This window comes from Dolichospermum sp. LEGE 00246 (genome assembly GCF_015207865.1).
In the GTDB taxonomy this organism is placed as follows: Bacteria; Cyanobacteriota; Cyanobacteriia; order Cyanobacteriales; family Nostocaceae; genus Dolichospermum; species Dolichospermum heterosporum.
Genome location: NZ_JADEWA010000150.1, coordinates 1 through 11,156 on the forward strand (window position 1 = coordinate 1; position 11,156 = coordinate 11,156).

13 protein-coding genes and 1 pseudogene are annotated in these 11,156 nt (G+C 40.4%); 5 read left to right on the plus strand and 9 right to left on the minus strand.

The genetic code is table 11. From position 1 onward, the window contains the following. Positions 1–114 precede the first annotated feature (114 nt). Positions 115–636 carry a ribosomal protein S18-alanine N-acetyltransferase gene (rimI, locus tag IQ228_RS11990; RefSeq protein ID WP_027404379.1) on the minus strand — a complete coding sequence of 174 codons (522 nt, stop codon included), beginning with the start codon at positions 634–636 and terminating at the stop codon, positions 115–117. A gap of 125 nt (positions 637–761) precedes the next feature. On the opposite strand from rimI, the gene lysA reads away from it, so the two are divergent. The 3 genes from lysA to IQ228_RS12005 all read left to right on the plus strand — a co-directional run bounded on the left by lysA (position 762) and on the right by IQ228_RS12005 (position 3,974). Further along, complete coding sequence (gene lysA, locus IQ228_RS11995) at positions 762–2,174, plus strand: diaminopimelate decarboxylase (protein WP_193962946.1); 1,413 nt, start codon at positions 762–764, stop codon at positions 2,172–2,174. 100 nt (positions 2,175–2,274) lie between these two features. After that, on the plus strand, positions 2,275–3,228 hold the full coding sequence (cdaA, locus tag IQ228_RS12000) for a diadenylate cyclase CdaA (RefSeq protein ID WP_027404381.1): 954 nt from the start codon (positions 2,275–2,277) through the stop codon (positions 3,226–3,228). Next, positions 3,225–3,974: an isoprenyl transferase gene (locus IQ228_RS12005; RefSeq protein WP_027404382.1), complete on the plus strand. Its 750-nt coding sequence runs from the start codon at positions 3,225–3,227 to the stop codon at positions 3,972–3,974. Before cdaA ends, IQ228_RS12005 begins: the two co-directional genes overlap by 4 nt. Before the next feature lie 54 nt (positions 3,975–4,028). Here the strand turns inward: IQ228_RS12005 and IQ228_RS12010 are convergent, their stop codons facing one another. Beyond that, positions 4,029–4,295: a DUF3143 domain-containing protein gene (locus tag IQ228_RS12010; RefSeq protein WP_035083275.1), complete on the minus strand. Its 267-nt coding sequence runs from the start codon at positions 4,293–4,295 to the stop codon at positions 4,029–4,031. A gap of 50 nt (positions 4,296–4,345) precedes the next feature. After that, positions 4,346–4,816 (minus strand): J domain-containing protein, encoded by a 471-nt coding sequence (locus tag IQ228_RS12015; RefSeq protein WP_370566878.1) that lies wholly within the window; start codon positions 4,814–4,816, stop codon positions 4,346–4,348. Positions 4,817–4,922: 106 nt separating this feature from the next. Here IQ228_RS12015 and IQ228_RS12020 point away from each other — a divergent pair, with 106 nt between their 5' ends. Next, positions 4,923–5,282 (plus strand): type II toxin-antitoxin system Phd/YefM family antitoxin, encoded by a 360-nt coding sequence (locus IQ228_RS12020; RefSeq protein WP_027404384.1) that lies wholly within the window; start codon positions 4,923–4,925, stop codon positions 5,280–5,282. Continuing rightward, positions 5,279–5,437: a type II toxin-antitoxin system RelE/ParE family toxin gene (locus IQ228_RS12025; protein WP_152540510.1), complete on the plus strand. Its 159-nt coding sequence runs from the start codon at positions 5,279–5,281 to the stop codon at positions 5,435–5,437. Before IQ228_RS12020 ends, IQ228_RS12025 begins: the two co-directional genes overlap by 4 nt. A gap of 129 nt (positions 5,438–5,566) precedes the next feature. Here IQ228_RS12025 and IQ228_RS12030 read toward each other — a convergent pair. From IQ228_RS12030 to IQ228_RS12055, 6 genes and pseudogenes are all read right to left on the minus strand, one after another. Beyond that, a pseudogene (locus IQ228_RS12030) lies at positions 5,567–5,671 on the minus strand (Uma2 family endonuclease); the annotation flags it as partial. Between the two features lie 9 nt (positions 5,672–5,680). Then, a complete protein-coding gene (locus IQ228_RS12035; RefSeq protein ID WP_027404385.1) occupies positions 5,681–6,280 on the minus strand; it encodes a hypothetical protein in 600 nt (199 codons plus the stop codon). Between the two features lie 62 nt (positions 6,281–6,342). Next, positions 6,343–6,750, minus strand: coding sequence for a hypothetical protein (locus IQ228_RS12040; protein WP_193962947.1), 408 nt, complete (start codon positions 6,748–6,750; stop codon positions 6,343–6,345). A gap of 406 nt (positions 6,751–7,156) precedes the next feature. After that, entirely contained in the window at positions 7,157–8,125 is a 969-nt protein-coding gene (gene secF / locus IQ228_RS12045) for a protein translocase subunit SecF (protein WP_193962948.1), read from the minus strand. Further along, on the minus strand, positions 8,122–9,534 hold the full coding sequence (secD, locus tag IQ228_RS12050; RefSeq protein WP_193962950.1) for a protein translocase subunit SecD: 1,413 nt from the start codon (positions 9,532–9,534) through the stop codon (positions 8,122–8,124). The genes secF and secD overlap by 4 nt, the downstream gene beginning before the upstream one ends. Positions 9,535–9,972: 438 nt before the next feature. After that, the gene (locus tag IQ228_RS12055) at positions 9,973–10,956 is read right to left on the minus strand and encodes an alpha-ketoacid dehydrogenase subunit beta (RefSeq protein WP_027404389.1); all 984 of its coding nucleotides are present in this window, start codon (positions 10,954–10,956) and stop codon (positions 9,973–9,975) included. Positions 10,957–11,156: the final 200 nt, after the last annotated feature.

Consider the following 11,156-nt stretch of genomic DNA (forward strand, 5'->3'; position numbering starts at 1 on the left):
TTATTTTGACGGGTAATAATAGGAAAAACTTCTGTTTTCCCTCCCCTACTCCCCCTACCCCTCTTCTCCCCCTACTTACTTGCCTTTACCCGTCATTTTTGGATTGACAGACTACTAGAAGGGTGAATTCATGAAAGTTGCCCATTTATCTAGATTTTTGAGAAAATGTGGTTGTTGTAGTTCAGACAGCCAGAGAATCAAAGCATCCTCATTGTTATCTTTGTAATAACCCCGTCGTTTTCCCGCAGTTTTGAAACCAAATTTTTGATACAAAGAAATAGCAACGTGGTTAGAATCACGGACTTCGAGGGTAGCTCTCTCCAAACCAATATCAGCCGCAGTTTGCAGAAGGGAATATAATAGAGCTTTTCCCAGTCCTTGACCATGATATTGGGGATGAACTGCCAAAATCGTAATGTGTGCTTCCTCTAAAATTGACCAAAAGCACCCCATTCCTAACAATTCGGAGTGATTAAAAGGTGAAAATAACCCCAAAAAATGACTATTAGGACTTTCTAACTCCCGCAGGTAGCCTTCCATAGTCCATAAACCATCAAAACAGGCTTTATCTAGTTCTAATAGTTCAGTTAAATTATCTGTGGTTAAAGGTTGAATTTTTAAGTCGGATGAAATCACAATTTTTGAGGATTGAGGAAGGTTAATTACCAATTACTAATTATCCATTACCAATGAGAGGGTAAACTGGAAATCAGGACATATACTCATGGCCTGATTTTTCACAAAGACAACTCTTATTAGTTATGGTATCGACTTACCCTGTCGAAGTTCAACTTTCTGGCCGTCAATATTTACAGTCAACAAGCGGTGACAGTGCTGATATTTCTCCTAATCAACAACTCTTACCTTTGACGGCGAGAGTTAATGATCATGATCATCTAGAAATCGGTGGCTGTGATGTCACAACCCTAGTTGAACAGTTTGCTTCACCTTTATATATTTTAGATGAGGAAACCCTGCGGACAGCTTGTAGGCAATATCGAGATACCTTTAAGGAATATTACAAGGGAGAATCTCAGGTACTTTATGCTTCTAAGGCATGGAATTGTTTAGCGGTTTGTGCCATTGTTGCCTCAGAAGGTTTAGGAATTGATGTAGTCTCCGGTGGTGAACTTTATACTGCGTTGAATGCGGGTATGAGTCCTAATAAAATTTACTTACATGGAAATAATAAATCTCATGATGAGTTGGTTTTAGCGATTCAGTCTGGATGTACTATTGTAGCGGATAACTGGCATGAATTAGATATGCTGGTGAAAATAGCAGGGGAGAAAACGGAAAATTATTCTCTTTCGCCCATTCGGATCATGCTACGCTTAACTCCTGGGATAGAATGCCATACTCACGAATATATTCGCACTGGACACTTAGATAGTAAATTTGGTTTTGATCCCCATGATTTACAAGAGGTGTTTGCTTTTGTGAGTCAACAGCCTAGTTTAAACTGTGTGGGGTTACACGCTCATATTGGTTCACAAATTTTTGAACGTCAACCACATAGAGATTTAGCGGCTGTGATGGTGCAGTGGTTAAGAGATGCGGCTAAACATGATTTGCAGGTGACAGAATTAAATGTTGGTGGTGGTCTAGGGATTAAATATACAGAATCTGATGATCCACCAAGCATTGCCGAATGGTCTAAGGCAATTTGTGAGGTTGTACAAGCTGCTTGTACATCGGAAAACTTGCCTTTACCAAAGTTACTCTGTGAGCCAGGGCGATCGCTTATTGCCACATCTTGTGTTACTGCTTACACGGTTGGTGCTACCAAGGTGGTTCCTGAAATTCGCACCTACGTGGCGATTGATGGCGGAATGTCAGATAATCCGCGTCCTATTACCTATCAATCAGTTTATCGGGTGGTGGTTGCGAATAAAATATCTGATCCTTGCACCGAAATTGTGACATTGGCGGGTAAACATTGCGAATCAGGAGATATTCTGATTAAAAATGCCCAACTGCCAAAAACTGAAGCAAATGATATTCTCGTAGTTATGGGAACTGGTGCATACAATTACAGTATGGCATCTAACTACAATCGCCTCCCTCGACCGGCAGCAGTTGTAGTGGCAAATGGCGAAGCAAATTTAATTTTGCAACGCGAAACTTATCAAGACTTGATTCGACAAGATCGCCTACCAGAAAGACTTAAATAGTCCGTAGTCAGTGGTCAGTGGTCAGTGGTTAAAAAATCACAAATGACAAATGACAACTGACGACTGACAACTGACAAATGACTATAAGAATCCAGATGTCATGAGAGATTGGTGGAAGCAATGGCTGATAAACCTGGGAGATTGGTCGCAGTCCTTGCTCCTTGGGACTCTGGATATGGTGTTGGTGCTGGCACTGACATACATGATCCTGGTGATTATTAGTGAACGGCGCACATTATGGATGGTGCGAGGGTTTATAGTCTTAATGCTTTGCTCGGCGCTCAGTGGCAAGTTAGGATTACCTTTGCTAAATTTTGTTCTCGAAAAATTGGTGATTGGCTGTGCTGTGGCTATGGCTGTGGCACTGCAATCAGAATTTCGCCGTTTTTTGGAACAATTGGGACGTGGCGAATTTTGGCAATTATTTCAAAATAATGCCAGAGCAATTCCTAAGTCAGATAGTGTAATTGATGAAATTGTTGATGCAATTAAAGAGTTATCAAAAAATCGTATTGGCGCTTTACTAATTTTAGAAACCACAGGACCTATCGAAGAACAGGATTTTTCAGTCCCAGGAGTGAAACTAAATGCTGAAGTTTCTAAAGAACTGATCCAAACTATTTTTCAACCGAGAACTTTGTTACATGATGGAGCAACGTTAATTCGCGGTTCGCGCATTGTATCATCTGGTATAATTCTACCACTTTCAGGACGCACAGCGTCGCGGCAGTTGGGAACACGCCATCGGGCGGCAATGGGAATTACTGAAAGGGTCGAAAATTGTATTTGTGTTGTTGTATCAGAAGAAACGGGTTCTATTTCCTTAGCGGAAAAGGGAACTCTATATAGACCACTAACTATTAAAAAGCTCAAAGAGTCTTTAGAAACTCGATTTTCTCCGACTGTAGATCGGGAGGCTCATGCACCTGGTCTTTTAGGTTTAGTTCGTCAACTTGGTGATCAAGCACTAAAATTAATGTCCCGGCTACTTGGCTTACCTTGCCTTCGACACGCTACCCGTAGGGATACGACCGCTTCTCAAGATAAAAAATGAAAACACAACAAACTGAATTGCAATATTTACCTCTTGATTTAAAACAAGAATTACTACCTCAGCACGTCGCGGTAATTATGGATGGTAATGGCCGATGGGCAAAAAGTCGTGGTCTACCCCGCATGATGGGTCATAAGGCTGGTGTCAATGCTCTCAAGGATTTGCTCCACTGTTGCAAGGACTGGGGAATTAAAGCCCTAACTGCCTATGCTTTTTCAACGGAGAATTGGCAAAGACCAGAGGAGGAGGTGGAATTTTTGATGAATCTATTTCAGCGCGTTTTACGCCAAGAACTGCGGGAAATGGTGGAGGAAAACGTGCAAATTCAGTTTGTGGGTAATTTATCGGCTTTACCACAGGCTCTTCAGGCTGAGATTTCCCATTCTATGGATCAAACTAAGGATAATCGGAGTATCAGGTTTACAATTGCGACTAATTATGGGGGTAGGCAGGAGATTTTACAGGCTTGTCGGGCAATCGCTCAAAAGGTCAAGGAAGATTTACTACAGCCTGATGATATATCTGAAGAAGTATTTGAAGCTCATTTATATACGGCTGGAATAGCAGATCCAGATTTATTAATTCGCACCAGTGGGGAAATGCGATTATCTAATTTCCTTCTTTGGCAAATGGCTTATAGTGAAATTTATATTTCTGATATTCTTTGGCCGGATTTTAACCGTCATGAATTTCATCGGGCTTTATCTGCTTATCAACAACGAGAACGTCGTTTTGGGAAGGTGTGACAATTTGGGATTTTAGATTTGTGCCAAATCCCAAATCCCAAATCCCAAATTAGATTATGGTCCTGAAAAAACCGCTTCTTCAATGTCTTCCCGACTCAGGGAATATTTAAAGGAACGTTGTATATCTTGACGGTTTTCTCCTGATTGAAAATAGCGAACTGTAATTTGTTCAGTATCTAACCAAAGTTCCGCTTCCCAACTAGATCGTTGGACACGCCAACAATGTAGTTGGGTATCGTCTTGTTGACAACCTTGGTTTTTTAGCCATTGTTCGATTTGTGGTAAAGAGTGACTATATAGGGGTGTATCAGCGGAAAGCATAAGCAGTTCAATTCAGAATTATTGGTGATTTTAGAGGTGGGAAATTGAGTTTAACTGATTGCTTCTCCACGGAGAATGGCGATCGCCAGAGCTAATAGCATACAACCAACAATGGTTAACCCCAAAATAAATAATACAAATATTTCTCCAGCAGACAAGGGGCGATCGCTTGCATCCAAATACATTGATTTGGAAAAATCGTAGGGTTTATGCACGGAGTGATTTAAATCTGGTGGGACTTGAATGACACCAAAACGGGAATAGCCAATTTTTAAATCATAGTTTAAGCGCCGTTCTGGATTACTCAGGGTAGCGTAAGCTGTGTTGATTTGCTGAAATTGAGCCGTAGCAATATTAGCAGGTAATTCTGTCGTATCTGGATGATAGAGTTTACTCAGTTCCCGATAAGCACGACGGATATCAATTACTGATGCTCCGGGATGGAGTCCTAGCAGAGAATAATAATTAGTATTGCTGCTTTGTGGGACTTCCCCATGATGATTTACGTTTTTTTGAGTCACTTTACTCAAATAAGTTTTTTTATATTCTAAATCTCTTGGGTAGCTATAGCAGAAATAGCCACAAAACATCTTATAATATGTATTATTAAGCATTTTATTAGATGCGATGCAAACTAGAATTAATCTCCAAAATATCCAAACTCTTACCGATTTCAAACGTAACGCCAAAGACTACGTAGAAAAAATTAAGTCTACAAAATCCCCACTGGTGCTGACTGTCAATGGCAAAGCTGAGGTTGTAGTGCAGGAAGCACAAGAATTTCAACAGATGTTAGATCGACTGCAAAACCTTGAGGAAGAACTGCAAAAACTCAAATTAGCAGCTTTACGCCATGAAATTAACATTGGTATTCAGCAACTAGAAAATGGTGAGTATACTGAATATGATGAAGAGTTACTGAGCAATTTTTTTGCCGCTATTAAAGGGCGAGTCCAGAAAAACTTGGCTGATAGTGGTTCTGTATGAGTCAATTTCGGATTTCTAGCCAAGCAGCAAAAGATATTGAGAATATCTGGAAATACGTGGCGCAAAATAACTCCAAAGCTGCTGACAAACTTTTTGACATCCTACGATTCACCTTTCCCAAACTAGCCAAATATGAATTATCAATTGACAATTGATAGCTAACTATGCAAAATTAATCAAATATTTTAAATGTTGGGTTGACGTAAGGAAACCCAACTACATAAAGTGTATTTTTTTATAAAATGTCAGGGTCAATATTCAATTCTCTTAGTTTGTCCGCTAAACGTTCCCCTATCCTCACCTGTATCTTTCAACAAGGCTTCAAAGGTATCCCAGCTAACGTTATATAAAACCGTTCCTTGTTCAGCAGTAATTGACTCCGGAAGCATATACAATACCTATTCCATCACGATACTAGATAAAATACCGAGAATTTTACCGACATTATTAATATAATAATCTGTCAAGTCAATTTCTACCACTTGATTAATAAGTTTTAAAAATTTCCAGTTAGTACCAGTGGTGACAGTACCATAAATTGTTTGAATATTATTACCTTCACGTTCATTAAACATTCTGGCGGCTATCATTTCTGCTACACATTGTCCTAAACCTGCATTAATATTTTCTTTTTTAGCTTCTACAATTGTGACAACGGGAGCATTAATAATTAATAATTCAGGTGAACGGCTAATAATGAAATCACAATTACCGTTTAATCCTTGTTCAGTGTCTACTGTAAAATCAATCCCTGAAAATAAACTGATTTGATTGTTTAAATATTTTCTAGCAGCTATTAAAATCGGCGCAATTATCATTTCAGAACGGGATTTTTCAGTATTACTAGCAAGTGCTAAAGGTAGATTTTCTTTTAATACTTCTGTTAGTAAATCTGGACATTCAATTTCTGGGATAGATGCAAAAATATTAATTTTATCTATAATCGTTAAAGCAAAGGCTTTTCTAACTTTGTCTAGAGTAAATTCACTATATGACATTTGAGTTATTCCTGTAAATTACGCACCCTAAATGACTTCGCTTCGTGCCTATTCCCTGATTATTAACAAACCCATTTCCATAAAGGATGAGAAGATCCTTGTTGACGAATCCGATAAAGTTGCTTTTTTAAATTTTCCTGTTCTTGTAATGGTAATCCCCATATAATATTACGACTTTGCCAAACTAAAACAGAAGTCGTCATACCAATACATAAACTTAAACCCAGTGTAGATAGGGGATGAAAAATCAGTGTATATCGTAGTCCTACCCAGGTAAAATATTCTCGTAACAAAGAAATTTCAGTTCGTAAATTCCATAAGCAAAAAGGCGCAATAGTCAGCCATAAACAACCGGCAAATAACCATCTGCCATATACTCTTAGCCTATGTAGTTTTTGTAATTGTTGAGCAAAAGCCGGGTCTAATTCCACTGTCGCTGGTTCAATTTGTGGTTCTTCAGGTTTATCCATAGGAAAGATATACTGTGCGCCTACAAAATCTAGTTCAAAATCTCGTTCCCAGTCTCGGACTGGGAATGCTCATCATTGCGGCTCTGCCGCTAGTTATAAGTAGTGAGACAGAATTAATTACACAATGTCATTGCGTTAGCGCAGCGTGGCGTTAGCCATATATAACGCAGTGAAATGAAGCAATTCCAAGGGTTGTGATTGCTTCCCTTCGCTCGCAATGACTGTAAATATTTTTGTCCAATTATTTAGTTATACTCAACAGGGTTGGGGGACATGGACTTTTGTAAAATCACGAAAAACCTAGACTTGTAGGGGTTTAGTGTAGTAAGGAAGCAGAGCCTCAACGGAGACATTCCCAGCCAGAGGCTAGGAACGAGTGAAGCCAGAGGCTAGGAGTGAGTGAAATTTAACTTTCTTGAGAACTTATAGGAGTTGCAACTGAGTAATTTCCACTGCGTTCTCGCCACCAAATCAGGAGTGTACTAGCAATGAAAATACTAGAATAAGCTCCCATTACAAAGCCCACAATTAACGCCAGAGAGAAATAATGCAGCGTTTCCCCACCAAATAGGAAAATAGCAGTTAATGTCAGTAAGGTTGTTAAGGTGGTGTTGATTGATCTAGACAAAGTTTGGTTAACTGCATCATCAACAATTTCAGCAATTGGTTGTTCAGGATGAAGTTTAATAGTTTCCCGAATGCGGTCATAAATTACCACAGTATCATTGACAGAGAAACCTGTGATAGTTAGCAAAGCAACAATGAAAAGACTATCTACTTCAACGCCGAAAACTAACCCTAAAATTGAGAAAACTCCAGTTGTTACCAGAATGTCGTGAAACAAAGCCACAATAGCTAATAAGGCATAGTCCAACTGAAACCGGAAAGCCATATAAACAGTTATCCCGACAAAAGAAACTATTAAAGCTAAGATTCCCGAAGTAAATAATTCCTTTCCTAAAGTTGCACCAACGGAGTCAATTTGATTTTTTTGGGGGTCGAAAGTGCCAATTTTTTCAGTTAAGGCATTTTGCAAATTACTCCGCTGTTCTGTTTCCAGGTTTTTGGTGCGAATGGTAATGCCATTTTCCTGTCCATTTTCCGAGATTAACTGAATGCTGCTGTCTCCAAGTCCTTGGGATTTGGCGACTTCTCGAACTAGGTTAATATCTATGGGTTGGTCACAGTTACCAGGTTTGTCACAGTCCCGCACAAATTGCAACCTGGTTCCGCCGATAAAGTCTAAGCTGGGACGCAGAGGTGCTTTGATGCTGGGATTGAGTGTGGATATCACCATGGAGATTATCCCCACCAGGATAATCACACCGGAAATAGTCCACCAAGTACGCCGGGCTTTATTAATATTTAATCTCATTGTGCCACTCCTGTCTTATTTGCTACTGGAACATTAGGAGCATAAAGTTGTGTGTTCCGCAAAGAGGGAATGGAAATAACTAAAAACATCAATGTGCGACTACAAGTAATTGCGGTAAACATACTCACCCCTACGCCTAAAGCTAAGGTAAGTGCAAAGCCTTTGACTAATCCTGAACCTAACCAAAATAATGCAGCACAAGCAATCCAGGTAGTGACGTTACTATCTAAAATACTGGAAAAGGCGCGGTAAAAACCAGATTCTACAGAACGATATAAAGATTTACCTGCTTGTAATTCTTCTCTGGTGCGTTCAAAAATCAAGACGTTAGCATCAACAGCCATACCAATACTGAGAATAAAACCTGCAATTCCCGGCAAAGTGAGGGTAACACTTAGTAAACAAAATGCAGCCCAAGTCAGTATGGAGTAAATTATTAGTGAAATATTGGCTATCATTCCCGGTAGGCGATAGTACCACACCATAAATATTAATACTAAAGTCAGACCACCAATACCAGCGTAGATACTTCTTTGAATACTATCTTTTCCTAAAGTAGCGCCTACTGTTCTTCTTTCCGCAATTTCCACAGGAACGGGTAATGCACCACCGCGCAATTGTACCCCTAAATCATTAGCCTCTTGGGCTTGAAAACGACCCGTAATAATAGCAGAACCACCAGTGATTCCAGTAGCAGCGTGTTCTGGTCCTACGGTGGGTGAACTAATGACTTCATTATCTAGAAAAATACCAATACTCCGACCTGTACCAGCCAGGTCTTTTGTGAGTCCAGCAAAGAGTTCTCCACCTTTTTGATCAAAACGGATAGCCACATTCCAGTTAGTGCCTTGATTGGGTTCACCGTAGGCATCCTTGAGATATTTGCCGGTGAGGGGTGGGTTGGTACTTTCAAACAATTCTGCAACTGCTTGATTACTTTTATCAAACTCTTCCTTATTCTTGGTAATTGCCGCTTGATCTGGGTTCTTTTTCAACTCATCCCGCTTGGTTTTCAGGTCGTTCCTTGTTACCTGGAGGGCAAAAAGTTGAGTTTCTGTATTCGGTTTTTGGATGCGGAACTCTAATTGCGCCGTACCACCTAATACTCGTTCTGCTTGTTCTGGGTCATTGACACCCGGTAGTTGTACGGATATCTTATCTGTACCGATAGTTTGAATTAATGGCTCAGAAACACCAAGACCATTAATTCGCCCTTCGACTACTTTTTTCACAGCTTCTAATTCTCTTTCGGTGATTTGGGGAATTTCCGCCGTTGGTTTCACCTGAATAGTAAGCTGTGAGCCACCTCGTAGATCTAACCCCAAGGGGACAGGAATTGTCAGAATCACCGTAATAGCGGCGATGACCAAAACTATAATTAACGCTAATAGCGATCGCTGTTTTTGCATACTATCACTCACAACTAACAAAGGTTATAATAACGTTCTTTGATTGCGTTGTGAGTAGAAGTTTGAGTTGACACTCCCCGCGTCTTTAGACGCGGAGATTCTTAATCGAATAATTGTCAAGACAACTGCTCGAATAATATCCGCTTTTCAGGTATTACCTTAGATGTACGGTTCTTGCCTTGATTCTGTTTGCCATTACTGGCAGAATCATCTCTGACAAGCGTAACTTTCAAAAGAGTCCCCCGGTAGCTTTTTATGTCTTTAGTGACAATTTAATTGTATCACGAATATTGAAGGCAATCAATTCGCCCGTGTGCGTTTTCCCCTGCGGTTTGAAGACGCGAAGCTCCCAACGCTACTGTGTTCCTCTTGTGGTCAGTAGTCAGTGGTTATTGGTTCACAGCAACGAACAACTGACAACTGACAACTAACAAATACCTAAACTCGCAAAGCTATCATTTTCTGGACGGCTTCTACGATTTGTTCTGGTTGGACAATGGTTAGACGCTCAAGATTACCGTTGTAAGGTGTGGGAATATCTTGGGAAGAAAGCCGCAATACAGGTGCATCCAATTCATCAAATAAGCGGTCATTAATCGAAGCGGTTAATTCCGCACCAATACCCCCGGTTCTCATACACTCTTCCACAATAATTACCCGGTGAGTCTTGCGAATTGATGCGCCAATGGTCTCAAAATCAAGAGGTTTCAGGGAAATTAGGTCAATAATTTCTGGATCATAACCTTGTTTTTCCAGCGCTTTTACAGCTTGCAGCACATGATACCGCATCCGCGAATAAGTTAAAATCGTCACGTCCTTACCTTGACGGACAACCTCAGCCTTATTTAGCGGTAGTACATATTCTGTTTCTGGCAAGTCTTCTTTTAAATTATAAAGTAAAACGTGTTCAAAAAATAACACAGGATTGTCATCGCGGATAGCTGCTTTCAGCAATCCTTTAGCGTTATAAGGTGTAGAACAAGCCACAATTTTTAAACCAGGAACAGCTTGAAAATAAGCTTCGAGACGTTGGGAGTGTTCCGCACCTAGCTGTCTACCCACGCCCCCAGGACCACGAATCACCATAGGGATTTTAAAGTTACCACCGGAAGTGTAGCGTAACATACCCGCGTTGTTAGAAATTTGGTTGAAGGCGAGGAGCAGAAAGCCCATATTCATCCCTTCAATAATCGGTCTTAACCCAGTCATAGCAGCCCCTACAGCTATCCCTGTAAAGCTATTCTCCGCAATAGGGGTATCTAAAACTCGCAGATCACCATACTTTTGGTGTAAGTCTTTAGTAACTTTATAAGAACCGCCGTAGTGTCCCACGTCCTCGCCCAGAATAAATACGCTAGAATCGCGTGCCATTTCTTCGTCAATAGCTTCCCGCAGGGCGTTGAAAAATAGTGTTTCTGCCATTTAGACCTTTATTACATTTTATCGTTATAGAATTTTATCGTGCCATTGCCCCGAATACCGTCAAGCGTAGCACTGTTGTTGAGAACAAGAAATAATTTTCATATATTTTACAGCAGAATTCAGGAGTCAGGAGTCAGGAGTCAGGAGTCAGGAGTCAGGAGTCAGGAGTAGGGGGAGTAGGGGGAGTAGGGGGAGTAGGG